At 61.6% G+C, this 25,956-nt stretch carries 24 protein-coding genes and 1 pseudogene; 9 read left to right on the top strand and 16 right to left on the bottom strand.

Annotation, left to right across the window (positions count from 1 at the left end; genetic code table 11):
- Window positions 1–17: 17 nt before the first annotated feature.
- Genes C2L64_RS35275 through C2L64_RS35260 form a run of 4 tightly spaced genes read left to right on the top strand, consistent with a single transcriptional unit; the run spans window position 18 to window position 3,905 of the window.
- Window positions 18–797 (top strand): 3-ketoacyl-ACP reductase, encoded by a 780-nt coding sequence (locus C2L64_RS35275; protein ID WP_039900837.1) that lies wholly within the window; start codon window positions 18–20, stop codon window positions 795–797.
- A gap of 10 nt (window positions 798–807) precedes the next feature.
- A complete protein-coding gene (locus C2L64_RS35270) occupies window positions 808–2,532 on the top strand; it encodes a GMC family oxidoreductase (RefSeq protein ID WP_007584775.1) in 1,725 nt (574 codons plus the stop codon).
- On the top strand, window positions 2,435–3,607 hold the full coding sequence (locus tag C2L64_RS35265) for a dihydrodipicolinate synthase family protein (protein WP_039900836.1): 1,173 nt from the start codon (window positions 2,435–2,437) through the stop codon (window positions 3,605–3,607). Before C2L64_RS35270 ends, C2L64_RS35265 begins: the two co-directional genes overlap by 98 nt.
- A 40-nt stretch (window positions 3,608–3,647) precedes the next feature.
- Entirely contained in the window at window positions 3,648–3,905 is a 258-nt protein-coding gene (locus tag C2L64_RS35260; protein ID WP_007584758.1) for a hypothetical protein, read from the top strand.
- Between the two features lie 123 nt (window positions 3,906–4,028).
- Here the strand turns inward: C2L64_RS35260 and C2L64_RS35255 are convergent, their stop codons facing one another.
- The 9 genes from C2L64_RS35255 to C2L64_RS35215 all read right to left on the bottom strand — a co-directional run bounded on the left by C2L64_RS35255 (window position 4,029) and on the right by C2L64_RS35215 (window position 14,000).
- Window positions 4,029–4,385, bottom strand: a complete 357-nt coding sequence (locus C2L64_RS35255) for a BON domain-containing protein (RefSeq protein WP_007584755.1) — start codon at window positions 4,383–4,385, stop codon at window positions 4,029–4,031.
- 47 nt (window positions 4,386–4,432) lie between these two features.
- Window positions 4,433–5,236, bottom strand: a complete 804-nt coding sequence (locus C2L64_RS35250) for a hypothetical protein (RefSeq protein WP_007584753.1) — start codon at window positions 5,234–5,236, stop codon at window positions 4,433–4,435.
- Window positions 5,237–5,305: 69 nt separating this feature from the next.
- A complete protein-coding gene (locus C2L64_RS35245; RefSeq protein WP_007743505.1) occupies window positions 5,306–5,764 on the bottom strand; it encodes a YaiI/YqxD family protein in 459 nt (152 codons plus the stop codon).
- 14 nt (window positions 5,765–5,778) lie between these two features.
- A complete protein-coding gene (locus tag C2L64_RS35240; protein WP_007584749.1) occupies window positions 5,779–6,159 on the bottom strand; it encodes a DUF1090 domain-containing protein in 381 nt (126 codons plus the stop codon).
- 139 nt (window positions 6,160–6,298) lie between these two features.
- Window positions 6,299–6,946: a TetR family transcriptional regulator gene (locus C2L64_RS35235; RefSeq protein WP_007584743.1), complete on the bottom strand. Its 648-nt coding sequence runs from the start codon at window positions 6,944–6,946 to the stop codon at window positions 6,299–6,301.
- A gap of 60 nt (window positions 6,947–7,006) precedes the next feature.
- The gene (locus tag C2L64_RS35230; protein WP_007584741.1) at window positions 7,007–10,375 is read right to left on the bottom strand and encodes an efflux RND transporter permease subunit; all 3,369 of its coding nucleotides are present in this window, start codon (window positions 10,373–10,375) and stop codon (window positions 7,007–7,009) included.
- Between the two features lie 10 nt (window positions 10,376–10,385).
- Window positions 10,386–11,621 carry an efflux RND transporter periplasmic adaptor subunit gene (locus tag C2L64_RS35225; RefSeq protein WP_007584739.1) on the bottom strand — a complete coding sequence of 412 codons (1,236 nt, stop codon included), beginning with the start codon at window positions 11,619–11,621 and terminating at the stop codon, window positions 10,386–10,388.
- 123 nt (window positions 11,622–11,744) lie between these two features.
- The gene (locus tag C2L64_RS35220) at window positions 11,745–13,322 is read right to left on the bottom strand and encodes an efflux transporter outer membrane subunit (protein ID WP_007584737.1); all 1,578 of its coding nucleotides are present in this window, start codon (window positions 13,320–13,322) and stop codon (window positions 11,745–11,747) included.
- Between the two features lie 102 nt (window positions 13,323–13,424).
- Entirely contained in the window at window positions 13,425–14,000 is a 576-nt protein-coding gene (locus tag C2L64_RS35215; protein WP_233446682.1) for a TetR/AcrR family transcriptional regulator, read from the bottom strand.
- Window positions 14,001–14,345: 345 nt separating this feature from the next.
- Between C2L64_RS35215 and C2L64_RS35210 the strand changes: the two genes are divergently transcribed.
- Entirely contained in the window at window positions 14,346–14,969 is a 624-nt protein-coding gene (locus C2L64_RS35210) for a glutathione S-transferase family protein (protein ID WP_039900835.1), read from the top strand.
- A 14-nt stretch (window positions 14,970–14,983) separates the two neighbouring features.
- Here C2L64_RS35210 and C2L64_RS35205 read toward each other — a convergent pair whose 3' ends face one another.
- The 6 genes and pseudogenes from C2L64_RS35205 to C2L64_RS35180 all read right to left on the bottom strand — a co-directional run bounded on the left by C2L64_RS35205 (window position 14,984) and on the right by C2L64_RS35180 (window position 20,640).
- Window positions 14,984–16,621: an ABC transporter substrate-binding protein gene (locus C2L64_RS35205; protein WP_039900833.1), complete on the bottom strand. Its 1,638-nt coding sequence runs from the start codon at window positions 16,619–16,621 to the stop codon at window positions 14,984–14,986.
- Window positions 16,622–16,799: 178 nt separating this feature from the next.
- Window positions 16,800–16,976, bottom strand: a pseudogene (locus C2L64_RS35200) (ABC transporter substrate-binding protein); the annotation flags it as partial.
- Window positions 16,977–17,218: 242 nt separating this feature from the next.
- Window positions 17,219–18,244 (bottom strand): succinylglutamate desuccinylase/aspartoacylase family protein, encoded by a 1,026-nt coding sequence (locus C2L64_RS35195; RefSeq protein ID WP_007584727.1) that lies wholly within the window; start codon window positions 18,242–18,244, stop codon window positions 17,219–17,221.
- Window positions 18,245–18,378: 134 nt separating this feature from the next.
- On the bottom strand, window positions 18,379–18,966 hold the full coding sequence (locus C2L64_RS35190) for a flavin reductase family protein (RefSeq protein ID WP_007584726.1): 588 nt from the start codon (window positions 18,964–18,966) through the stop codon (window positions 18,379–18,381).
- A 1-nt stretch (window position 18,967) separates the two neighbouring features.
- On the bottom strand, window positions 18,968–19,702 hold the full coding sequence (locus tag C2L64_RS35185; protein WP_007584724.1) for a GntR family transcriptional regulator: 735 nt from the start codon (window positions 19,700–19,702) through the stop codon (window positions 18,968–18,970).
- Window positions 19,699–20,640: a polysaccharide deacetylase family protein gene (locus C2L64_RS35180; RefSeq protein ID WP_007584722.1), complete on the bottom strand. Its 942-nt coding sequence runs from the start codon at window positions 20,638–20,640 to the stop codon at window positions 19,699–19,701. Before C2L64_RS35180 ends, C2L64_RS35185 begins: the two co-directional genes overlap by 4 nt.
- 288 nt (window positions 20,641–20,928) lie before the next feature.
- Between C2L64_RS35180 and C2L64_RS35170 the strand changes: the two genes are divergently transcribed.
- Genes C2L64_RS35170 through C2L64_RS35155 form a run of 4 tightly spaced genes read left to right on the top strand, consistent with a single transcriptional unit; the run spans window position 20,929 to window position 25,183 of the window.
- Window positions 20,929–21,984 (top strand): ABC transporter ATP-binding protein, encoded by a 1,056-nt coding sequence (locus tag C2L64_RS35170; protein WP_007584707.1) that lies wholly within the window; start codon window positions 20,929–20,931, stop codon window positions 21,982–21,984.
- Between the two features lie 53 nt (window positions 21,985–22,037).
- Window positions 22,038–23,339: an ABC transporter substrate-binding protein gene (locus C2L64_RS35165; RefSeq protein ID WP_007584705.1), complete on the top strand. Its 1,302-nt coding sequence runs from the start codon at window positions 22,038–22,040 to the stop codon at window positions 23,337–23,339.
- 31 nt (window positions 23,340–23,370) lie between these two features.
- On the top strand, window positions 23,371–24,285 hold the full coding sequence (locus C2L64_RS35160; RefSeq protein ID WP_007584702.1) for an ABC transporter permease: 915 nt from the start codon (window positions 23,371–23,373) through the stop codon (window positions 24,283–24,285).
- A 1-nt stretch (window position 24,286) separates the two neighbouring features.
- The gene (locus C2L64_RS35155) at window positions 24,287–25,183 is read left to right on the top strand and encodes an ABC transporter permease (protein WP_007584700.1); all 897 of its coding nucleotides are present in this window, start codon (window positions 24,287–24,289) and stop codon (window positions 25,181–25,183) included.
- A 47-nt stretch (window positions 25,184–25,230) separates the two neighbouring features.
- On the opposite strand, the gene C2L64_RS35150 is transcribed toward C2L64_RS35155, so the two are convergent.
- On the bottom strand, window positions 25,231–25,944 hold the full coding sequence (locus C2L64_RS35150; RefSeq protein ID WP_007584698.1) for a TetR family transcriptional regulator: 714 nt from the start codon (window positions 25,942–25,944) through the stop codon (window positions 25,231–25,233).
- Between the last annotated feature and the right edge of the window lie 12 nt (window positions 25,945–25,956).

Raw genomic sequence — 25,956 nt, 5'->3', positions numbered from 1 at the left:
CGACGGATGGTGCAGCCATGAGCAAGATAGCTGGAAAGTGTTCAACCGCGCTGGTGACGGGCGCGCGACGCGGCATCGGCCGGTCGATCTGCGTCGCGCTCGCGCGGCGCGGCTTCGACATCGTGCTGACGGATGTCGTGAACGACGAGGACGCCGCGACGACCTGTGCGCTCGTACGCGACGAAAGCCAGGAGGCGCTCTTCATTCAGAGCGATCTCAGCGACGTCGGCTCGCATGAAAGCGTCGTCGAGGAAGCCGTGCGCTTCAAGGGAGGTATCGAATGTCTCGTCAACAACGCGGGCATCGGTTCGCCGAGCCGCGGCGATCTGCTCGACGTATCGCCGCAAGCATTCGATGCCGTGCTCGGCGTCAATCTGCGCGGCACGTTCTTTATGACGCAGGCCGTCGCTCGCCACATGTGTGCGACATCGTCGACGGCCGCCCGGTCGATCGTGACGGTTTCGTCGGTATCGGCGGACATGGCATCGCCCGAGCGCGCCGAGTACTGCCTGTCCAAATCCGCGTTGCCGATGATGACGCGCCTCTTTGCATTGCGGCTCGCGGGCGCGAATGTCGGCGTGTTCGAAGTGCGGCCCGGCATTATCCGCACGCCGATGACGTCCGGCGTCGCGGAGAAATACGAGGCGCGTTTCCGCGAGGGCCTGGTTCCCGCCGGCCGCTGGGGCGAAAGCGACGAGGTGGGCCAGGCAGTCGCGACGCTTGCAGGCGGCCTGCTGCCCTTCGCAACAGGCAGCGTGATCAACGTGGATGGCGGCCTGTCCATCCCTGCATTCTGAGCCGACTGACATGAAAACGACGACATATGACTACGTGATCGTGGGCGGCGGCTCGGCCGGCTGTGTATTGGCCAATCGCCTGAGCGCCGATCCCTCGATCAAGGTCCTGCTGCTCGAAGCAGGCGGTTCCGATCGCCACCCGTTCTTCTCGATGCCTGCCGGCTTCGCGAAGATGACGCGCGGCATCGGTTCGTGGGGCTGGTTCACCGTGCCACAGAAGCATCTGAACAATCGCGTGCTGCGCTTCACGCAAGCGAAGGTGATCGGCGGCGGTTCTTCGATCAATGCGCAGATCTATACGCGCGGCGTTCCTGCTGATTACGACGATTGGGAACAGAAAGCGGGCGCGACGGGTTGGTCTTATCGCGATGTGCTGCCCTACTTCAAGAAGTCCGAGAACAACCAGCGCTTCGCGAATGAGTATCACAGCTATGGCGGCCCGCTCGGCGTATCGAATCCGATCAGCCCGCTGCCGATCTGCGAAGCGTTTTTTCAGGCTGGACAGGAACTCGGCATTCCGTTCAATCCCGACTTCAATGGTGCGAGCCAGGAAGGTCTCGGTTATTACCAGTTGACGCAACTGGATGCGCGGCGGTCATCAACGGCAGCAGGCTTTATCCGACCGGTGCTCGGGCGTGCGAATCTGACGGTCTCGATGCAGGCGCGAACGCTGCGCGTGATCGTCGAGGGAAACCGCGCGACAGGCGTCGAATACGTGACGGGCGATAGCCGCGATCCGCAGATCGTGCGCGCGTCGCGTGAAGTGATCGTGTCGTCGGGCGCGATCGGTTCGCCGAAACTGTTGATGCAGTCGGGCATCGGTCCCGCCGGGCACCTGGAGTCTGTCGGCATTAAACCTGTCCACGATCTTCGCGGCGTCGGCTCCAATCTGCAGGATCACCTCGACCTCTTCGTCATCGCCGAATGCACAGGCGATCACACCTACGACAAGTACAACAAGCTGCACAACGCCGCATGGGCTGGACTGCAGTACCTGTTGCTGAAGAAAGGCCCGGTTGCATCGAGTCTCTTTGAAACGGGCGGCTTCTGGTATGCGGATCGCGACGCGCGCGACCGCTCGCCCGACATCCAGTTTCATCTCGGCCTCGGGTCCGGTATCGAAGCGGGCATGGCCAAGCTGAACAATGCGGGCGTTACGCTCAACACCGCGTACCTTCGCCCGCGCTCGCGCGGCACGGTTCGTCTCGCCAGCGCGGACCCCGCTGCCGCGCCGCTGCTCGACCCGAACTACTGGGCCGATCCATACGATCGCGACATGGCGATCAAGGGCTTGCGGCTCGCGCGCGACATCCTGCGCGCCCCAGCGATGAAGCGCTACGTGCAAAGCGAAGTTCTGCCGGGAGCGCACGTGAATACCGATCAGGAACTGTTCGACTATGCATGCGCAAATGCAAAAACCGACCACCACCCGGTCGGCACCTGCCGCATGGGCCGCCCCGACGATCCCGATAGCGTCGTCACACCGGACCTGCGTCTTATCGGACTGGATGGCCTCAGAGTCGTCGACGCATCCGTCATGCCCTATCTGCCTTCGTGCAACACAAATGCACCGACGATCATGGTCGCCGAAAAAGCCGCCGACATGATCATTCAATCCCAGACATCGAGAGGTTTCCGTGAACATCAATCTGCCAACGCCGGAAGGTTCAATCAGCCCGTACACGATGCAGCACCGGGAAGACCAGGTTCCGCCGTCCACCGCGCCGACGTTTAGCCGCGTCGCGTATGCGGCGGCGCACGTCGTCGTCGATCCATCGTGTGCGTACGAGCCTTGGGGCGATACGCCGCGTGTTGACTGGGACGCTACGCTTGCATTTCGCAGCTACCTGTACGGCCTGGGATTCAAGGTGGCCGAAGCGATGGATACCGCGCAACGCGGCATGGGTATCGGCTGGCCAACAGCCGCTGAACTGATCCGACGCAGCATCGCGCACGCGCGCAGCATTCCCGGCGCGGACCTGGCGTGCGGAGCGGGCACCGATCATCTCGACGGCACGCGCAGCCATGCGCTTGCCGACATTGTCGGCGCCTACAAGGACCAGTTCGAAGTGATCGAATCAGCGGGCGGCCGGCCGATCATGATGGCGAGCCGTGCCCTGTGCGCAGCAGCGCAGTCCGCCGACGACTACAAGCATGTCTACGATGCCGTGATCTCCGCGTCACGCAACAAGGTCGTGCTGCATTGGCTGGGCGACGCGTTCGATGCTTCGCTCTCCGGCTACTGGGGCAGCCGCGACGTCGCGACAGCGATGGCGACTGTGCTCGACATCATCCGGCTTCATCAGGACAAGATCGAAGGCATCAAGATCTCGCTGCTCAACGCGGAATATGAGCGTCAACTCAGATCGCAGTTGCCCGAGGGCGTCGTGATGTTCACAGGTGACGACTACAACTACGGCGAACTCATCGCGGGCGACAGCACCGGCCATTCGCACGCGCTACTCGGCATCTTCGACCCGATCGCGCCTGTCGCATCGCGCGCATTGGTGAAGCTCGCCGCCGGGGATACCGATTCATATCGCCAGCTTATCGATCCGACGGTTGCGCTATCGCGCGAACTCTTCGCTGCGCCCACGCAGTATTACAAGGCTGGCGTCGTTTTTCTCGCGTGGCTCAACGGGCATCAACGGCACTTCTCGATGGCAGGCGGGATGCAGTCGGCGCGATCCGTCGCGCACTACGCAGAGGTGTTCAGGAAGGCGGACGTCGCGGGCGTTTTGACTCGCCCCGAACTGGCTCGCCGTCGCATGAGCGAGTTTCTGAGCTTAGCTGCGGGTATCGATAACTGAAAACCGGTACGCGCATCGCGAGCCCGATTGGAGACGAAGCATGACAGCACGGGCAACGTCTGCAGTTTCAGCGTCGTCGGTGAACAATGCCCGCTATCGATACACGGGCATCGCGGTCAGCGAGGAGTTCACTGCCGTCGCAGCCGGCGGAATCGCGCCTTTTATAGCGGCTGCGTTGCTTGCGTGGGCACAAGGTGCGTACTGGCCGATTGCTACCTACATCGCGGTGCTGGCGGGGATCAGCTTTGTCGCTACATTCTTCTCACCGGAGACTCGCGGGATCAGTCGTCGACAATGATGCGTGAATGCCGAGCGGTCGAGTTCCGTCCCGGATGAGCCGCTCGCTGGAATGCGAGCGGCGTCTCCTTGTGACAACCCGGATGGAAGCGCCGCCTGTTTCTCGCGCACGCTTCTCTTTGTCCTACTGCCCGCCTTCCCGAATCGTCAGAGCATTCTTCACAGACGTGACGCCGGAAACACCCTTCGCTATCGACGTTGCCTTATCGATCTGGGACGGATCGGTCACGCCCCCAGCGAGCGTCACTGCGCCGCCCTTCACGAGAACATTGATCCCCGTCGTATCGACACCGCCCTTCGAAAGCGCCTTGGCCACTTTTTTACTCAATGCCCGGTTCGCCTTCCTGATGGAGGATTTCGATGCGCCTTGCGTCGTTGTCGTCGTTGCGCTGGCGGCTTCACTTCCCTGAGCCCAGGCATTGACGGAAGCAACGACGATCAATGCAGCGCCAGCCAGCTTGAGTGTTTTGATTGCGTTCATTAGTTTCCCCTGTTTAAGTAACTCAACGAAAGATGTTGCCGACTACCTTAAGGCTTCACATTCTCTTGCTTCGCGCCCGTAGCGGCAGCAAACCGGCTTTGTGCCGCGACGAGTTGGTCATCCGTGGTCGCCACCAGCCATAGACGTGCGTGCTCCATGATCTGGCGGTTGTGGTCCTTCAACGGGCCCATCGCCGCTGCGGCCTTCCAGACCACCGGGCCGATGCGGCTCTTGCGGCCCGAGGGCGCGCCCACCAGCAGGCAATAAGGCCCCAACGGAAGCGATACAAACGGTAGTGCCGGACTTGAACGCACGCGCCAATCGATGAATGGCGTCTCGCTGATCAGCAGCGGCGAGGGCAAGCCGTAAAGCACACTGAAATCGTACAGCGACAGTTGCTCCCGCACCCCCGTGTAAATACGCCGGATGTCATCGACAACCGCCGCACGGATCTCGTCCTCGAACATCGGCTCCTGCGCATAGCGGGCCGTTGCCTCGCGAGCCTCCGCCTGATAGGCGCTGAAGAGGCCGAGTTCCACACAGTCCTGCACGGCGCGTTGAATCTCCGCTACAGAACCCGCCTCATCTGGCGTGCCCAGCTGCGCAGCCCGCAAGAAGCGGGCAAGCCCCGCTTCCTGGATTGCAGGACCCTCTGCGACTACAGCATCTTCACCGTCCTTGTCGAGCGGTACATAAATATACTTCTCAGCAGCGAAACGTGATTTCTTGCCTTCATCGAACTTGATTTCGCCATCGACGTAATCCAGATAGCGCGTCCCGACTCGACCATGCTCCCAAATCCAGTTCTTCAAAAACGGGCGTAGCGGATGCAGTTTCTCTTGATCGGCCATTGAAACCTCCTGGTGCCCCAGTATAGTTCCAATTCGCCGGTTGAAAACCCGGCAAATCACATTCGACGTTCAGCCTGGCGCCGCGCGATGCCGCGCGAGAAACCGGTCCAGTTGCCCCGCGAAGGTCTTGCTGTCGCGCGGACTGAAGGGCGCTGGACCGCCCGTATCGACGCCCGTGCTGCGCAGTTGATCCATCACGGCACGCATCGTCAGGCGTTCCTCGATATTCTCGCGGCTGAACCAGCCTCCACGCGGGTCGAGCACGAAGGCGCCCTTGTCGAGCGCAGCGGCGGCCAGCGGGATGTCCGCGGTAATCACCAGATCGCCGGCCACGGCCAGTTCAACGATGCGCATATCGGCTGCGTCCGCGCCCGCCGGTACTTGCAGTGACTTGATATACGGCGAAGGCGGCGTCTGCAGATACCGGTTTGCCACGAGCGTCACACACACTTCGGCGCGACGCGCGGCCCGAAACAGCATGTCCTTGATGACAACCGGGCAGGCGTCTGCGTCAACCAGCACTTGCATCTTGTTGCTCCCAATCACTGCATCGCTTCCGTCTGAACTTTTTCGAGCTCCGCATGCGCCTCGTCGACCTTGTGTTGCCGCTCGGCGATTTTCTTCGCGCTCTTGCCATCGGCCTTTGCTTGCTGCAACTCGCGCTGGCGCTCCGACAGTTTTTTCTCCGCCGCAGCCACCTTGCGTTGTGCATCGCTGCGCAGCACCGCATCGGTGCAGTTCGCGTTCAGTTGAGCGAGCGCGGTTTCGAGCCCATCGACCCGTTTCGCATTGCCGTGCGCTTGCGCATAGCTGATTTCTCTCTCTATCGAAGTGCGCTTTGCATCGCATCCGCCTGTCTGAGCCGTACAAACCATCGGATAAGCTGCCATGCCGAGCAGTAGCGCCTTGATCGCCCTATTCATCGGAAGCCTCATTCGTAGCGTTTTGTTCGTTCATCGACCTTGCGATCAGACGCGAACAATACTACTTCAAAACATGAAGGCCACTCGACAAAGCGCACGTGCTGACGAAAGCGCGCCAGAAAAATGAGCAAGATTGCTGCTATCCGCACGCCCCCTGGGCGCGCCGCAACGAAGGCGAATAGCTGAACATGCCGATACACACGTCCGTCAGAAACTCCGCATCGCGCGGCAGCATGATCGAATCGCGTTCCAGCAGCCAGTCTCGCAGCACGCCGCCAAGGAACGCATGCACGACGCTCGATGCACGCTCGGTATCGAGATCGAACGGCAGTTGTCCCCTCGCGATTGCATTACGCAAGCCGCGCTCGAGATACATCCTTCCGTTACGCGCCGCGTCGTGTTGCCGCTCGATCACCAGCACCATGTCTTTTGTATTCTCGCACTTCGTGAACAACACTTCGAACACGCGGCGGCTGTGCGGCTCGACCACGGCCTTACCGAGGAAATACACCAGCAGTTGCCTGATCCTGCCGAGCGGGTCCGGCTCGGCGGCATCCGTGGTCGCTGCAACGAGCATTTCCATCGGCAGCATCACGCGGTTCGTCATCGCGACGAACAGATCGCTCTTGTTGCGGAAGTGTCCGTATATCGCGCCACGCGTACACCCCGCGCGCATCGCGATGTCCTCCAGCGACGTGCGGGACACGCCATGCTCCGCGAACAGCCGCTCGGCTGCATCGAGAATCTGGTCGCGCGTTTCCCGCGCCTGTTGTCGTGTTCGCCTCATCGGTCGTTGTACCGGTTCGAGACTGGCCAGGAAGCGCGGCGCGCGGCAAGTGTTCGTTCGTCAAGCCGGCGCCCCCGTCCCTGGCGTACCGCCGGGCGGCGGTCCGTCGGGCGGCGCACCGTCCTTCGGCGTTCCATCTCCGTGCCCACCAGACGCAGCACCATCGCCGCCGTGATGCGGCATCTTGTGCGACACCTCGTCGAGCTTGTCGCCGAGCAGCCGGCGCACGACCACATAGAACACGGGAATCAGCAGCAGACCGAGAAACGTTGCAAACAGCATCCCGCCGATCACGCCCGTGCCGATCTCGTGACGTGAAGAGGCGCCCGCCCCCGACGAGATCACGAGCGGGAATACGCCGAGAATGAACGCCATCGACGTCATCAGGATCGGACGCAGCCGCAATCGGGCCGCCGTCAGCACCGCGTCGCGCAGTGTCATGCCGCGCAGCTGTCCCTCCACCGCGAACTCGACGATCAGGATCGCGTTCTTCGCCGCGAGACCGATCACCGTCACAAGCCCGATCTTGAAGTAGATGTCGTTCGGCACGCTGAAGGTCAGGCAGAACGCGAGCATGCCGAGCATGCCAAGCGGCACCACCAGCAGCACCGACGCGGGTATCGACCAGCTCTCGTACAGCGCGGCGAGACACAGAAACACCACCACGATCGACAGCGCCATCAGCGTGGTCGCCGACGAGCCCGACAGCAGCTCCTGATACGACTGCCCGGTCCAGTCACCCGCGAAGCCGCGCGGCAACTGATGGTTGATGATGTCGTTGAGCGTATCGATCGCCTGCCCCGTCGAGTAACCGGGCGCGGAGTTGCCGACAATCTCGATTGCCGAATAGCCGTTGTAGCGCGGCAGCACCGTCGGCCCAAAAGCCCATTTGGCATTCACGACGCTGGCGAGCGGCACCATGTTGTATGGCGCGATCGACGTATTGGCGGGCGACGGATCGACGGGTGTGACGAACCCGTTCGAGCCGACGGCCGTGCCTGTGCTTCCCGTCGTGCCCGAACTGCTCTTGCTGGAAGACGCCTGACTCGACGACCCGCCGGCCGCGAAAACACTCGGCGTGTAGAGGTGCTGAAGCGCGTCGAGCGACATCCGGAACGGCGCATCCGCCTGGATATAGACGCGCTTCACGCGGCCGCCGTACGTAAACTGGTCGATGTAGAACGGCGCGAGTTCCATCTCGAGCGTCTGATAGACATCCGTCAGCGACAGGCCCATCGCCTGCGCCTGCGTGCGATCCACCGCGATGTCCAGTTGCGGCGAGTTCGGCAGCGAGTTCGGCCGGATGCCGAACAGCACGGGACTTTTCGCCGCACTCGTGAGCAGCGTGCGCTCCGCCTCGCCAAGTTCGGCACGCGATTGCCCCGAGCGCGCCTGCAGATACATGTCGATGCCGCCGAACTGGCTCAGGCCGCGAATGGTCGGCAGGTTCACTGCGAAAATCTGCGCGTCGGGGATCGACGACAGAATACGGTTGATCTGCGGGATCATCTGCATTGCCGTTTCGGAGCGGTCCTTCCAGTCAGATAGCTTGATGAACGACATGCCGACGTTTTCGCTCGTACCGACAAAGCTGAAACCCTCGGGCTGGAAGATGCCGACGATGTCCTTGCCGAGCGGGCTTTTGGCGAGCTTGTCGCGCAACTCGGCCATCACGTGATCGGTGCGTTGCAAGGTCGAACCGGATGGCAGGTTGACGAGTGCCAGCACGAAGCCCTGATCTTCGTCGGGCACGAAGCTGGTCGGCAGCTTCGTGTACAGGAAGCCCGTCAGCACGAGCACGAGCGCAAACGCCACCATCCAGCGCGGCGCATGATGCACGGCCTTGCCCACATGGCTGAGATAGTGTTTTGTCGTCCAGTCGAAGGTCCGGTCGAACCATCGATAAAACGCGTTCTTCTTCGCCTGGTGTTCGGTCCTGAGAATGGCGGCGCACAGCGAAGGCGTGAACGACATCGCCAGAAACGCGGAGAATCCCATCGACACCGCAATCGTCAGCGCGAACTGCGCGTAAATGATGCCCGTTGCGCCAGGCTGCAGCGCGGACGGTACGAACACCGCCGTCAGCACCACCGTGATCGCGATGATGGCGCCCGTGATCTGCTTCATCGCCTTGCGGGTCGCCTCACGTGGCTCCATATGTTCTTCGCTCATGATGCGCTCGACGTTCTCGATCACGACGATCGCATCGTCCACCACGATGCCGATTGCGAGCACCATGCCGAACAGCGTCAACTGGTTGAGCGTGTAATGCAGCGCGGAAAGACCGATGAAGGTGCCGAGCAATGCGACGGGAATCACGAGCGTCGGAATGATCGTCGCGCGCAAGTTCTGCAGGAAAATCAACATCACGAAAAACACCAGCAGGATGGCCTCGATGAGCGTGCGGATCACGTCCGTGATCGATGCGGTGATAAAAGGCGTGGTGTCGTACGGCACGCTCCATGTGACGCCTTCTGGCAGATCGCGGGCGAGTGTATCCATCGTCGCCTTCACTGCTTTCTCGACCTTCAGCGCATTCGCGCCCGGCAACAGGAACACGGCAAGGCCGCCGGCCGGCTTGCCGTTGTACACGGGCGCCTGCCCGTAAGTCTGCGAGCCGAATGAGATGCGTGCCACATCGCTCAGTTTGACTGTGGTGCCGTTGCTGTTCGATACGACGATGATGTCGCGGAACTGCTGGAGCGACGAAAAGAGACTGTCGCCGGAGACGGTTGCCGTGAACACCTGGCCCTTCACGGCAGGATCGGCGCCGAGCGAACCGGCCGCGAATTGCGCGTTCTGTCCGCTCACGGCGTTGAGCACCTGCGTGGTCGACAGGCCATAGCTCTGCAGCTTGTCGGGATCGAGCCAGATCCGCACCGCGTACTCCGAGCCGAGCAGCGTCGTGTTGCCGACGCCCGTCACCCGCCCGATGACAGGCTGGATCTGCGACGCGAGAATGTCGGAGAGCCGTCCCGCATCGATCGACGCATTGTCCGACTGCAGCGCGATGAATAGCAGAATGTCCGGGCTGGACTTCGCCACGATCACGCCCTGTTGTGTCACCTGCGAAGGCAACAACGGCTGTGCGAGCGTGACCTTGTTCTGCACCTGCACCTGCGCAATGTCCGGGTCGGTGCCCGTCGCGAACGTGAGGATGATCTGCGTCTGGCCGTTCGAGCTCGACGTCGAGCTGAAGTACAGCAGATTGTCGATGCCCGTGAGCTGCTGCTCGATCACCTGCGTCACGGTCGATTCCATCGTCTGCGCGCTCGCGCCCGGGTATTGCGCCGTGACGGTCACTTGCGGCGGCGCGATGTCCGGATACGAATCGATCCCCATGCCGCGCACGGCGATGATGCCGAACAGGCAAATCAGGATCGCGATGACCCACGCGAAAACGGGGCGGTCGATAAAGAAACTCGGCATGAGCGGTCTCCTACTTCGCCATGCCGGCCGAAGCCGCTGCGGCCGATGATGCCGCCGCGCCCGGAGAAGAAGCCGCCGCGCCCGATGAACCCGGCGACGCGGCAGCCGGCGGCTGCCACGCAACGGTCTTGACGGGCGCTCCTTCATGCGCAAACTGCACGCCCGTCACGATGACCTCGTCGCCGTCGTTCAGGCCGTGCGTCACGATCCAGTTGTTGCCGAGACTATTCACCGTCTCGACGTCCCTGCGCGCCACCTTGCCGTCTCCGCCGACCAGCAGCATATAGCCGCCCGTCGTATCGCGCAGCAAGGCCTGCTGCGGGACCAGGAACACATCGTTCTGCCGGCCGAAATCGACCGTCAGCGAGACGAACATGCCGGGCAGAAGACGCCGCTGCGGATTCGCGACCAGCGCGCGCAGATTGACGGCGCCCGTCGATGCGTTCACCGTCACGTCGGAGAAATCGAGCGTGCCTGCGCTGCCGTATGCCGCGCCATTGGGCAACGCGATACGCACCGAGACCTGGTTCTGCTGCGACAGGTCGACGGTGCCGCCCGTTTGCGATTGCTGCAGCGTCGCGAGATCGGCCGAGCTGATGGTGAAGTTCACGTACATCGGGTCGATCTGCTGGATCGTCGTCAACAATGTACCGTTGCCGCCCGAGTCGGTCGTGCTGCTGCCGACTACCGCGCCCGCCGTCACCTGCTGCTGGCCGGCGATGCCGCCGATCGGCGCCGTCACGCGTGTGTAATCGAGCGAGATGCGCGCGCTCTGCACCGTCGCCTCGTCGGCCTTCACCTTGGCCGCCGCGCTGCGTTCGGCGGCGTCGGAGTTGTCGACGGTTTGCTGCGAGATCGAACCGACGGGCAGCAGCTTGCGGTTGCGCTCGGCGGTGATGTGATCGTTGATGTAGGTCGCGCGGTCCTGCGCCAGGATCGCGAGATCGTTGTCGAGCTGCGCGCGATAGAACGTCGGATCGATTTCGAATAGCAGTTGTCCCGCGCGCACCTGCGAGCCTTCCGCGTAATTGCGCTTGAGCAGCACGCCTGAGACGCGCGCCGTGACGTTCGCGCTGTAGTAAGGCGAAAGCCGCCCGACGAAGCGGCGTTCGAGCGGCACCGACTGCGCTTGCACCTTCACTGTCGAGACCTGCGGCGGCGGTGGCGGCGGCGCCTTTTTCGAGCACGCGGCGAGCACGATCAGACACAGACATAACAACGACACGCGTTCCAAACGTGACTTCATGAGAACTCCGTTGTTGCGTGACACTGGCACGCGCGGGCTGCATGTCTGCACGCCGGTGCTCCCGTGTCGGGTGAATCGTGTTGAACTGCGTGCGCGTCAATGTGTCAGTCGGGTCAAACGTGTTCAGTCCGCGGAACTGGTAGATTGCTGCGCGACAGGTCGTACAGCGCTTCCCGAAGCCGGCGATGCCACCTCGGCGTCATCGCGCTGCCAGCCGCCGCCGAGATTTTTCACGAGCAGCACGTGATTCTGCGCGAGCAAGGCCTGCGTATCGCGCAGACTCTGTTGCGCCTGGATCAATGTCAGCCGCTGATTCAACACGTTTTGCTGGCTGACTGCGCCGGCATTGAACTGCGCCTCTTCGCTCGCGAACAATCGCACGTTGCTGTCGAGCACACGTGCGAACGCACTTTCCTGCGCCCGCAAATGATTCATCGACGACAGGCTGTCTTCCACGCTCTGGAATGCCGTGAGCACCGTATTGCGGTAGTTGGCCACGTCTTCGTCATACGTGGCGCGCGCCTGGTGCACAGCAGCCGTGCGCGCGCCGCCGTCGAAAATGGTTTGCGCCAGATCCGGCCCGAGCGTCCAGAAGCGGTTCGGCACCGTGAACAGATGGGCGAGCGTGCTGTGCGCGAAACCGCCTTCAGCCGAAAGCGTCAAGGTCGGAAAGAACGCGGCTTCGGCCACGCCGATGCTCGCATTCGCGGCTGCCGCCGTGCGCTCGGCGCTGACCACGTCGTAACGCCGCTCGAGCAGTTGCGATGGCAGCGACGTCGGCACGGCGGGCGCCATGAAGTGGTAGTCGGGATCGGGCGGAATACTGAACGACTCAGGCGGCACGCCCGCCAGCACGGCGAGCGCGTGCTCATCATGTTCGCGGTTGATTTCCGTCGTCTGCAGATCGGCGATCACCGTCTCCAGATCTTCTTGCGCGACCAGCACGTCGTCGTTGGAGGCGCCGCCCTGGGCGTAGGCCGTCTGCACGATCGCGAGGATGCGCCCGTAAGCGTCCAGCTGTTCCTTCAGCGCGCGGATGTCATAGTCAGCTTGCCGCAGCTGGAAGTAATCGGTCGCGACGCTGGCCGCAATGGAAATGCGCTCGCCGGCAAGTTGCGCGTCCGACGCTTGCGCGTTGGCCTTCGCTTCCTCGATCTGACGTCGTATCTGGCCCCACAGGTCCAGTTCCCAGGTCACGGCCCCGAGCGCCACCACGCTGTTGCCCGCCCCGCCCACCGCCGACGTCGACGTCGATGCCCCGGACCCACGGCTCGCGCTCAGCCCGGCGACGTTGCCGCCGGAGCGCGCGCCGGACAGACCGGCCGTCACGGTCGGAAACAGGCCCGCGCGGTTGGCCTCGACTGTCGCGAGCGCGAGACGATAGGCGGCCTCCGCCGCGGCGATCGACTGATTCGCCCGCAACGCCTGATCGACGAGGTCGTTGAGCTTGTCGTCGCCGTACATCCGCCACCACGTACTGTCGATCGCGGCTTGCGGGTTCGCATCGGCGCGCTGCCAGTCGACGCCTTCCTTGAATCCTTCGGGAATCTGCGCTTCGGGCCTGCGATAGTCCGGGCCCATCATGCAAGCGCCCAGCGACATGACGACGACGAGCACGACGCCGCCCAGCGCCGCGAATCGCCATTGCGTTCTTGCACACCCTGCGCGCACAACACTCGACGCACGCGAAGCTGTTTTCATGCATGTGCCTCCATTGACTGGATCGGCATTCCGACAAACGCGATTTACTTCGTATGACTAATTTAATTGAATGAAAAACGAAAATGTTTTGAAAGCTTTGTTTCACCGAGTCAAGCACCCTGCGGTGAAAATCCTGACCGCCTGCTTCGCAATCAATTGACGTCTCGCTGCGCTCGGGCGCCGCGCGCCCATGAGCAGCATTCTGGCGCGCACACCGCCTAGCACCAGATGCACGAACTGCTCGGTGGCGAGTTCGACGTCGTCGAATTCGAGCTCACCGTTTTCCACCGCTGCGCGCAGATAGCCTTCGAGCGGTTCGATGCCGATCAGCCGTCCACGCTCCTGATAAAGCCCGGCCGAGAGCGCGGGAAAGCGGCGTGTCTCGACCAACAGCACCCAGTAAAGCTGGGTCATTTCATCGCGAGTGCCGATGTCGAGCAGGTGCAGCGCCGCTCTTTCGAGCACGTCGACCGGTTCGCCGCCGCTCGTGACGATGTGCCGGAGTTGCTCCTGCCAGGTCCGCCCCAGCGTTTCCAGAATCGCGCTAAACAACTGCTCTTTGCTGCCGAAATGACAATAAAGCGTCTTCTTCGCCACGCCCGCATCGCGAGCGATGTCGTCAAGACTGGTCTCCCGGAAGCCAACCGTCAGGAAGCGTTTTTTGGCGCTCGCAACCACTGCGCGAAGCCGAGCCTTCGACTCGCATCGCGTCAAGCGTCCACCCGGCCCGTGCTTGCGATCTGGATTCATGGCGTCCGAAAACGTGCCGCATGGAAACTCCACTGGCGAGTTTCCGCTACGTGTCTTCATTATGGGGACGTGCCATGCGCACGCGCCGACGACCACAGCCTCACGCAGTATAGTCAATGAAATCCGCTTGGGGCATTCGACAAATAACTATTGTTGTTCGTGCAATTGAATCATTAATCGCCACTTCTGGCGACATAGGTGCACGGAAATCATTCATTTGATCGACTGCAATTGGATAGGCAGCTTTCGCATTGTCATTAAAAGGGCATGGAGATGAATACGACCTATGAGCTTTACGGCGCGCCGACGGGGAACTGCATTCGCGCCGCCATCGCGCTTGAAGAAGCGGGCTTGCCGTACACCGTCCAATCCGTCGATCTTGCGAACGGCGAGCATCGAAGCGCCGCGTATCTTGCGCTGAACCCCGCGGGAAAAGTACCCGTGCTGGTTGAAAGCCAGGAGAACGGGCCGCCGGTCGTGATCACGCAATCGAACGCGATCATTCTTTACGCGGCAGAGAGGGCGTCGGGTCGCCTGTTACCCGACGACTCCCTTGCACGAGCCGTCGTTTATGAGCGATTTTTCTTTTTCGTCACCGACGTGATAGCCGTCAGTCACGCTGCTTTTTTTCTTCGTAGCGCGGGTGTTCCGGCGGGGCAAGCGCTGCTTGTCGAACGGATGTTCGCGGCGCTCGAATCGGCAGAGCGGTATGTCAGTGACGAACCGTATATGGCAGGAAAGACATTTTCGATCGCGGACATCGCGGCCTTCACGATCACTCAGTCGGTCATGTCACAACTGCCCTGGGCTCAACTGCCCAATCTGCGCCGCTGGTATGAACAGGTCGAAGCGAGGCCCGCGCTCGCGCGCGGCCTCAAGGTGTTCGATCCGGGTTGAACTACGCGAAGCCGCTAGTTCAGCGACACGCCATCGAACCGATGACTGCCGAGCGGCGAGAACACCAGTCCGCTAACACGTTTCGACGCGGGCAGTGAAATGATCGAATGCGCGACAGGCGTATAAGGCACCTGTTGCTTGAAGATGACCTGTGCCTGCTCGTAAAGACGCGTGCGCTCATTGGTGTTCGACGTTTCGCGCGCCTTCTCGATCAGCCCGTTGAATGCCGGGTCGCACCACTTCGATACATTGCTGCCACCCACTGCAGCGCAGCCGAGCAAGGTGCCGAGCCAGTTGTCGGGGTCGCCATTGTCGCCGGACCAGCCATACAGGATTGCGTCATGTTCGCCGCCCTGCTTCGCGCGCCGGTTGTACTCGCCCCATTCGTAGCTGACGATCTTCGCGCGCACGCCGATTTTCGCCCAGTCCTGCTGGATCAGTTGCGCCATCAGGTGTGCGTTGGGATTGTAGGGGCGCTGCACGGGCATCGCCCACAATGTGAGATCGAAGCCATCAGGAAAGCCTGCCTGCGCGAGCAACGCCTTGGCCTTTGCCGGATCATGAGGCGCGTCTTTGAGTTGCTTGTCGTAAGACCATTGCGCCGGCGGCATCGGGTTGGTCGCCACCGTGGCGTTGCCGGAGAACACCGCCTGGATGATCGCGGGCTTGTCGATGGCCATGTCGAGCGCGCGGCGAACGTCGAGCTTGTTCAAAGGCGCGTGCTGCGTGTTGTACGCGACGAAACCCACGTTGAAGCCGACGCCCGAAACAAGCGTCAGTGAAGGGTTTCGCTTGACCACGTCGAGATCCGCGGGTCGCGGGAATACCGACACCTGGCATTCACCATTCGCCAGCTTCTGGATGCGCGCCGCCGGATCCGGCGTGATCGAAAACACCAGATGCGCGAGCTTGACGTCGTCGGGCCGCCAGTAATCGGGATTCGCGTCGTAGCGGATCACCGCATCCTTCTGATAGGAGCGGAACGCAAACGGCCCGGTTCCGACCGGCAACTGGTTGATGTCGGCTTCACGGTGAGCGTCCGTCAGCTTCGCGGCATATTCGGCGGAAAGAATCGACGCGAAGCTCATCGCGAGATTGCGTACGAAGATCACGTCGGGTTCTTTCAGCCGGAAGCGCACCGTGGTGTCGTCAACGCGTTCGATACTCTCGATGTTCTTCTCGAAACCGAGATCGCTGAAATACGGGAAACTCGTCGGATACGCTTTACGGAAAGGATCGTCGGCGTGCAGCATCCGGTTGAACGTGAACAGCACGTCGTCGGCATTGAACTCGCGCGTCGGCTTGAACCATGCCGTTGTCTGGAACTTCACGCCTTTGCGCAAGTGAAACGTGTACGTGCGCTGATCGGCGGATACATCCCAACTCGTCGCCAGTGCAGGTTCGAGATCGAGCGTGCCGCGCCTGAACTGCACGAGTTCGTTGTACACGGTGTTGGTGCTCGCGTCGAAATCCGTGCTCGTCGTATGCTGGCCCGGATCGAAACCGGCGGGACTGCCCTCCGAGCAGAAGACGAGCGTGCCCGATGGTGCGGCCTGAGCGGCAGCGGAGAACACGGTAAGGCCCAGCACGAATGAAATGCGGGAAAGGATGCGCCGGACATGCGCAGGGTCAAGAAGGGTTCGGGAATTCATCACGATTGGGATAGTTGCGGGTCAAATGCGGAACACGAACACAGAGAAAGCTCGCGTTACCCAGAAGTGCGGCGAAACTCGCGGCGATTGTCTCCGCGCGTCGCATCGAACCGCCAACAACTAATCTGCACATGGTTATATGCGGCGCTGCTTAATCAGCAGCGCGCAACCGAACGCATCAGAACTTCGGCAGTCCAGGTGGATTGCTTTCCGAGCGGCCCAACGCTTCCGACTGAATGCCCCAACGCATAAGAGACCTCGTATAGCTGCCATCGGCGATCAGACCGTTCGTCGCGACGGTGAGCGCATCGACGAGACCGCTGCCTTTACGTGTCGCAATTGCCACGTCGGTGCGCGCGGATCTTGTGGCGTGGTGTCAACGACGATCGTGCTCATGAATCATCGACAGCGATGTCGATCTGTGTTCAGGAGCTCATACGATAGCGCCAGGTTCCGACAGCGCTACACAAGCAATTTCTATATGAATATCGTGCGATGCAAATGAATCAAATCGCCACAATTAATGATGCAACGACAGGTGAATGCGCCAATTCCACAGCGGGATTGACGTTTCAACACACGCTTTAGAAAAGCGGATCAAGTGAAAGAGCGATCTTCATCCGCCAGATGGAAGAGGCAATCTCCCCGCTTCACGAGAGCGGGTACGCGTTTGCAGACCACCTCTCCGTCGCTCGCGAAGTGACAGGTCACTGGCTCCTTGAGCGGTGTATCGGGGAAATGGATGCGCGCTGCCGGCTGACCGGCGCTAACGCGCTGTCCCAGTTCAACGAGCGGTTCATATATGCCGCTGTCATAGGCATAAACGTAGTGCCGCGCACCCGCCACGCGCAGAAAGCGCGTTGCCGCAGGTGGCGCGTCAGGAACGAGTGGACCGCGCAGCACGCCGATGTGCGCCAGGAAATGCAGCAAGCCCTGCCTTGCTTCAATCAGCAATGGCGGATTGACAGAGCCACCGCCGCCGATTTCCGCCGTGATCGAGAGTGCCCCCTGACGGCGTGCCGCCGATGCAGCATGCACAGGATTTTCCGCATGCAGAAACGCGTTCGGCAATCCAAAAGCCTGCAATGCCTGCGTCAATTGACGCCGTTCATCTTCGTCGCGTGGATCGATCGCGAGCATGTTGTTGCCGTGGTAAAGCAGCGAGCTACCGCCGGAATGCAGATCCAACAGGAAGTCCGCGCGCGCCAGCAACTCATGCTCGATGTAATGCGCGATGACCTGCGTCGGTGAGCCGGACGGATCGCCCGGAAAGGCGCGATTCAGGTTTCCGTCATCGAGTGGAGACGTGCGCAATCCCGCTTCCGCCGCAGGCGCGTTGGCCATCGGCAGCAGGATCAGTTGACCCGACACGTCGGCTGCGTCGATCTGCCGGATCAGTTCGGATACGAGAATCTGCCCTTCGTATTCGTCGCCGTGATTGCCCGCCATGACTAGCACGACAGGTCCGTTCCCGTTCCGTATCGATGCGACTGGAATCGGCAGCCAGCCGTATGCCGAACGGTGCACGGAATGTGGCAGGCGCAGATAGCCGGCATGCTTGCCTTGCGCATCGAAATCGACTTCGCTGCGAATGGGATTGCCTGGAATTCGGGTCGAGTTCATTGCATCGCCAGGTGAAATGAATCATGTTGCTACCAATCGATATGGCGAAGCATATACCTGAAGCAAACAAAGCCCGTTCAATGGAAACTGGAAATAGATGTCAGCATTTGTTCTTTCCAAAGAACGCGTGCAACTCAAAGCTCGAACCGATCCCGCGTCGTCACATAATCGCTCGCACCGAAACGGCCAACGGGAAAGTAATGCTGCAACCTGACGCGCCAGGCGTCACGATCGATCAGTTCGTCGCGCGCGTGCAGCACCAGTACCTTGCCGATGAATATATGGCGGCTCGCCGTTTCAAGCGTCTCCCAAAGCTCGCATTCGAAGGCAACAGGCGCCTGCGCGATGCGCGGTGGCTTGACGCGCGTCGACGCCAGCGCGGTGAAACCCACTTCGTCCAGTTCGCTGACATCCGGCGAAAAGCGCTCGCCGCAGCGATGCATCTGCTGCGCAATCGCCTCATCGGCAAGATGCACGACGAACTCCTTTTCGCGCGGAATGTTCACCGCCGTGTCCTTCAACGTGCCGTCCGTCAGCCGGTTGATGCTGATCATTACGATGGGCGGCTCCTCGCCCAGCATGTTGAACATGGAGAACGGCGCGGCGTTCACCGTGCCGTCTACGCCGAGCGTGGTCACGAGCGCGATGGGCCGCGGCACGATCAGGCTCGCCATCAGTTTGTAGCGCTGGTACTCGGTGATCGCTTCGAAGTCGATTTCCATGTCACTCCATCGCGGTTTGTCGATCGGGTTCGATGCCAAGCAGTTGCGCAAGCCGCTTCTTGCCAGGCATGCGCGACGTTTCGATGCGCGCCTCCAGACTCCGGAGATGCGCCGTCATATGCGCAATTGCGCCCGCGGCATCGCGAGCTTCCAGGCAATCGAGGATAGCGGTGTGCTCGTCGTGCTCGCACGGCGCGTTGCCGACCGGCTCGTAAGCACCGACGATCAGCGAGCAGCGCGAAATCAGTTCAGTGAGATAGCGCTCGAGCGTCGCGTTGCCCGCCAGCGCGGCGATGCGCAGATGAAATTCGCTGGCAAGGCGCGCCCATGACGGCTGATCGAAGCGATGCATCGCCTCGTGCTCGTCGGCAAGCTGCTTGCGCAGCGCGCCGATATCGTCGACGCTCGCGCGTTGCGCCGCGAGTTCGACCAGCGCGCGTTCCACCGCGCAGCGGGCCTCGAAAATCTCGCGTGTTTCTTCGCGCGTCGGCTGCGCAATGACGGCGCCCTTGTTCGGACGCAACACGACGATGCCGTCGTGCGCCAGTTTCTCCAGCGCGCGCCGCACCACTGCGCGCCCGACGCCGAACAGCTCGCACAGTTCCGGCTCGGGCAGCTTGGTGCCCGGCGTGAGCCTGTGATTCAAGACGCCTTCGAAGATCGTTTGATAAATGCGAGCGTCCGCGTCCGCCCGCTCGCGCTTATCGGGCCTCATGCCCGCCTGCACCGCACTCATGCGGCTTGCGCCGCGACGGGCACGGCTTCTTCTGCGTGGCGCGCGATGGCGCCGGGCGTCGTGAGCCAGATGTCGTCTCGCGCACTGGCGATATGCGCGAGCGCGCGCCGCAAGTGCCGCAACCGGTATGGCTGCCCGACTATGTACGGATGCAGCGCAATACCCATCACGAGCGGCTGCGCAGTGCGCGCACGCTGCGTTTGCTCGAGCATCTCATCGAACTGGTCGACGATCATGTCGGCGAAATCGCGCATGTCCATTTGGCGCGCCATGATCATCGGCAGATCGTTCAACTCTTGTGGATACGGAATCGACCACAGCGGCCCGCCCTTCGTTTGCATACGCACAGGCCGGTCGTCGTGACACCAGTTGAGCGTATAGCGATACCCCGTCTCGGCGAGCAGGTCCGGCGTGCGATGCGATTCGGAGATCCATGGCGACAGCCATCCCGTCGGCTCCGCGCCGGATTGTTCGATCATGCGTGCGCGGCAATGCGCCAGCAGCGCGCGTTCGCCGTCCTCGTCCAGATCGCTCTGGCGCTGCGCGTTCGTGTGACCGTGAGCAATCAGCTCGTCGCCGCGCGCGGCACAGGCTTCGATGAGCGCCGGACAGTGATCGTAAAGCGACGTGTTGATGAGCGTGCCCGCCGGCATGTCGAGCGAATCGAACAATTCGATGCAGCGCCACGCGCCGACGCGATTGCCGTACTCGCGCCAGCTGTAGTTCAGGACGTCGGGCTGCGGAGACAGCGGCCCCAACGCCGCACCCAGGCCCTCGCCGAACGCGAAGTGCTCCAGGTTGAAGCCGAGATAGACCGCAAGCCGAGCGCCGTTCGGCCAGTGGTAGGCATCGCCCTCATGAATCGGCTGATAGCCGAAGCGGCCATGTGTTGTCAGTGAATCGAATGAACCGGACGGCTCGCGCTTGAAGTCGTTCATTGTCGGGTGTGAATGATCCGGTTTGGTTAGGTTGTGCCCCAATCCGAACGAAACCTGCACTGCGATTGCACACGCAACCAATCCGCAAGTGCTGACGATCGAGGTCCGCAATCGTGTGCAATATGCGCGCCAACCTGTCGACACGCGTTGTCAGCGGGCGTTGCGGCACTCGTGCGAGTACGTGCTGGCGGCGGATGAAATCGCGAATGGCATATGACTTGCAGAAGCTCCCGGCTGCATGCGTCGTGCGCCGTATTCCATTCGCGTCATCTGACAGGACAAACCTTCATGGTTCAGCCGGCATCAACCGTGGTTCATGCAAGCCCCGCCGACATCGAGCTCGTGCACGTTTCGAAGCGTTATGCCGATTCGCTCGCCGTCGATGCGATCGACCTGCGCATTCCCGGCGGCGCTTACTGCTGCCTGCTTGGCCCGTCGGGCTGCGGCAAGACGTCGACGCTGCGCATGATCGCGGGTCACGAGTCGGTCTCCGAAGGCGACGTGCTGATCGGTGGGCGCAACGTGACACATGAGCAGCCTGCCGCGCGCGGCACCGCGATGGTGTTCCAGAGCTATGCGCTATTCCCGCATCTGTCCGCGCTCGATAACGTCGCGTTCAGCCTGAAGATGCGCGGCGTCGCCAAAGAGGCGCGGCGAAAACGCGCGGGCGAACTACTCGAACTCGTCGCGATGTCGGCCTACGCGAACCGCAGGCCCGCCCAGCTCTCAGGCGGCCAGCAGCAGCGCGTCGCGCTCGCGCGCGCATTGCTCAACGAACCGCGCTGCCTCTTGCTCGACGAACCGCTGTCCGCGCTCGATCCGTTCCTGCGCGTGCAGATGCGCGCCGAACTGAAGCGCTGGCAAAAGGAACTCGGCATCACCTTCGTCCACGTCACCCATTCGCAGGAAGAAGCGATGGCACTCGCCGATCTCGTGGTGGTGATGAGTCACGGTCATATCGAACAGATGGGTACGCCGTTCGAAGTATTCAACCGGCCGCGCACGGAATTCGTCGCGCGCTTTCTCGGTGGCCATAACGTGCTTGGCGCGAAGGGCGGGCTCTTCACCGTGCGCGCCGACCGCTTGCGCATCGCGCCGCAAGGCGTCACGCCGGGCACGAGCGCGGGAGAAAGCGGCTTGAGCCGGATCGGCGGCCTCGCTTGCACGGTGCGTGAAGCCGAATACCAGGGCACGCATTTGCGCATCACGCTCGATCCGCAAGACGGCTCGCCCGCGCTCGTATCGCTGATGAGCGACGCCGACTACGATCCGCAACGTCTCGGGCCGAATGCGCGCGTGACGGTCTGGTGGGACGAGCAGAACGCCCATCCGCTCGCAGCCTAGCAAGTGCACTGACAACGACAACGCAACGACAATTTCTTTAGAGGAGAGAAGCAATGAACGACGACAAGGTGGCCGCAAACGTACAACAGGCTGGAGACGAGACCGTAGGTAAAGGTTTATCGCGCCGCACGTTCATCAAGGGCGCCGTCGCGGCTGCGGGCATCGCCGGTTTCCCGTACGTGCATGCACAAGAGAAGATCACGCTGCGTTACCTCGGCACCGCCGTCAACCAGAGCGCGGACATTGCGAAGAAGTTCAAGGAAGACACGGGAATCGAGATTCAATACATTCCCGTGACGACCGATGACGTCACCAAACGCATCATCACGCAACCCAACTCTTTCGATATCGTCGACACGGAGTACTTCTCGCTCAAGAAGCTCATCCCGGCGGGCACGCTCGCGGGCATGGACGCCAAGCGCATCAAGCTCGCCGACAAGATCACGCCCGTGCTGACGAAGGGCGAAGTGGACGGCAAGAAGATCGGCGATCAAGGCACGGCGCCGAAAAAAGTGATGTTCCTCAAAGGCGCACGCTCAACCGAATTCTCCGCGACGCCGACCGAGTGGATGACGCTGATCCCCACCACGTACAACGCCGACACACTCGGCATTCGCCCCGACCTGATTGCGCGGCCCGTGACGACATGGGCGGACCTGCTCAATCCGCAATTCAAGGGGAAAGCGGCGCTGCTCAACATTCCCGCTATCGGCATCATGGATGCGGCGATGGCAATCGAAGCGATGGGCCGCGTGAAATACGGCGATAAAGGCAACATGACCAAGGCCGAGATCGATCAGACCATCAAGATCCTGATCGAAGCGAAGCGCGCCGGCCAGTTCCGCGCGTTCTGGCGTGACTTCAACGAGAGCGTGAACCTGATGGCTTCGGGCGAAGTCGTGATCCAGTCGATGTGGTCGCCCGCTGTCACGAAGGTCCGCACGATGGGCATTGCCTGCAAGTTCCAACCGTTGAAGGAAGGTTATCGCTCATGGGCGTCCGGCTTCGGCTTTCCGCGCTCGCTGCAAGGCAAAAAGCTCGATGCCGCGTATGAATTCGTCAACTGGTTTCAGGACGGCTGGGCAGGCGCTTACCTGATGCGCCAGGGCTATTACCCCGGCGTCACGGAAACGGCGAGGACGCATATGCAGGGCTACGAATGGGACTACTGGATGGAAGGCAAGCCTGCGGCGCAGGACATCAAGGCGCCCGACGGTCAGTTGCTCGAAAAGACGGGTGCCGTGCGCGACGGCGGTTCGTACAACCAGCGCATGGGTGCAATCGCATGCTGGAACGCCGTGATGGACGAGAACATCTACATGGTGCAGAAGTGGAACGAATTCATCGCGGCATGACAATGCACAAGAACACGCGCGGAGTGTGAAGATGGCCTCGGTCGAGTATCTCCAGCAGGCGAAGCCAACGGCCGTGCGCCATCGGCGTGTGAGCGCATGGCTGCAAGCCACGCCGCTCACAGTCACGTTCGCGCTGTTTTTTATCGTGCCGCTCGTGATCACGTTGATCGTCAGCTTCTGGGACTTCAACGAGTATCAGATCATCCCAGCGTTCACGCTGAAGAACTACGCGGCGATCTTTGACGGCTGCACGTCGCTCACGGACGTTTGCGTCACGTTCAAGACGTATTGGTCCACGCTGAAATTCTGCGCGATGGTCTGGGCGGTGACGCTCGTGCTCGGTTTCACGATCGCGTATTTTCTTGCGTTCCATGTGCGCACGACGGCGATGCAGACTGTGCTGTTTCTCATCTGCACGATTCCGTTCTGGACGTCCAACGTGATCCGCATGATCTCGTGGATTCCGCTGCTCGGTCGCAACGGGCTCGTCAATCAGGCGCTCATGTCCGCGCATCTGGTGGACCAGCCGCTCGAATGGTTGCTGTATTCGAACTTTTCCGTCGTGCTGGCTTTCGTGCATCTCTATACGTTCTTCATGATCGTGCCGATCTTCAACGCGATGATGCGCATCGACCGCTCGCTGCTCGAAGCCGCGCGCGACGGCGGTGCGAGCGGCAGGCAGGTGATCCGCGACGTCGTGTTGCCCTTGTCCAAGACGGGCATTGTGATCGGCTCGATCTTCGTCGTCACTATCGTGATGGGCGATTTCCTCACGGTGGGCGTGATGGGCGGACAGCAGATCGCATCGGTCGGCAAGATCATCCAGGTGCAAACGGGCTATCTGCAGTTTCCCGCCGCTGCCGCCAACGCAATCATTTTGCTCGCGGTGGTGCTCATGATCGTGTGGGCGCTGACGCGTGCCGTCGACATCAGAAAGGAACTCTGACATGAGTGTTTCGCTCAGGCATCGCGAGCGCCGGCCCGCGAGCTTCTACTGGCTCGCGCTGCTCTTCGGCCTCTTTGTGCTGTTTCTGTATGGTCCCGTCATCACGATTTTTATTCTGTCGTTCCAGGGTCCGGAAGGCGGTCTGACTTTTCCGATGCGCGGCGTCTCGCTGCACTGGTTCGAGGTCTTGCGCAACGGAGTGGGTGATATCGATATATGGGCTGCGTTCGGGCGCTCCGTCAAACTCGCTATTGCTGTCACGGTGCTGACGGTGCTGTTCTCGGTGAGCGCGGGCCTCGCGTTCAGGCGGCGTTTTCGTGGCGATACGGCCGTGTTCTACGTATCGGTCGCGAGTCTCATCATGCCGTCGATCATCGTATCGCTCGGCATCGGCTTGACCTTCCGTCTGCTCGACACGCTCATCAAGTATCTGGCCAACGCGTGGGGCTTTCAGTCGTTCGCGGATAGCTGGACCACGTCGATGGGCCTCTACACGTCCGCGCTCGGCGCACATCTCACGTGGACCTTGCCGTTCGGCCTGCTCGTGATGTTCGCCGTCTTCAACCGCTTCAATCCCGCCTTCGAAGAAGCGGCCCGCGATCTGGGCGCCTCACCTTGGCAGTCGTTCCGCAATGTCGTGCTGCCCATCATCGGGCCTTCCGTGATCGGCGTCGCAATGTTCGGCTTTACGCTTTCGTGGGATGAGATTGCGCGCACGTCGCAGGCGATCGGCGATCAGAACACGCTGCCGCTCGAATTGCAGGGTTTGACGACCTCAGTGACCACGCCTGTCATCTACGCGCTCGGCACGATGACGACGTTGATCTCGCTTGCGGTGATGGTGGGCGGAATGCTCATCGCGAGATCGCTCGCGCGGAAGCGGGCGACTGCGGGTTGATGCACGCATAGCGCCGCGCGGCGTTGCGCGGCGCCTTATCGGCAAATTCAGAAGTGCGCCGCCAATTCCGGCACACGCGCTCCCGTCAAAAACGCGCGCACGAGTTCGTGCGCCTGTGCCTTGTGCGCGGCCTGCCATGCAGGCGCGAGCATTTCAGTGTCGAACATCCGTGAGAGCGTGTACGCATTGGACTTGTGAAAATACGCGAGGCTCACGAGCGTCACGTACATATGCAGCGGATCGATCCCCTCGCGCAACTCGCCAGCGGCCTCGCCGCGTTCGATCAACGTGCGCAGTTTGTCGAGCACGGGCGACGACATCGCGGGAATGACCTTCGATCGTTTCAGGTAGCGCGCCCGATTCAGGTTCTCCCACGAAAGCAGACACAGCAACTCGGGGTGCGCTGAAAAGTGCCCTTCGGTGAAATCGTAAAGCTGCAAGATGCCTGTTGCGGGGTCGACGGTCTTCTCATCCAGCTCGACGGCCAGTTCCGCTTCGCGCAGCTTCGCCAGCACATGCTCCAGCACTTCGACATACAGCATTTCCTTGCCGCCGAAGTAGTGGTAAATCATGCGGATATTGACCTTCGAGCGACTCGCAATCCCTTCCACCCGCGCGCCGCTGAAGCCCTTGTCAGCGAACTCCTTGATGGCGATCCGGAAAATGCGCTCGCGCGTCTTTGCTGCAAGTTGCTGGCGACGCGTGGGCTCGTCCTTCGCCGTTCGGGCGGGTGCGCTTGGTGCAGAGGCGTTGCGTGGCATGGTGTCGATGAA

Source organism: Paraburkholderia hospita (assembly GCF_002902965.1).
In the GTDB taxonomy this organism is placed as follows: domain Bacteria; phylum Pseudomonadota; class Gammaproteobacteria; order Burkholderiales; family Burkholderiaceae; genus Paraburkholderia; species Paraburkholderia hospita.
The sequence above is the reverse complement of the archived record's forward strand: the minus strand, read 5'-3'. Positions and strand labels throughout refer to the sequence as shown.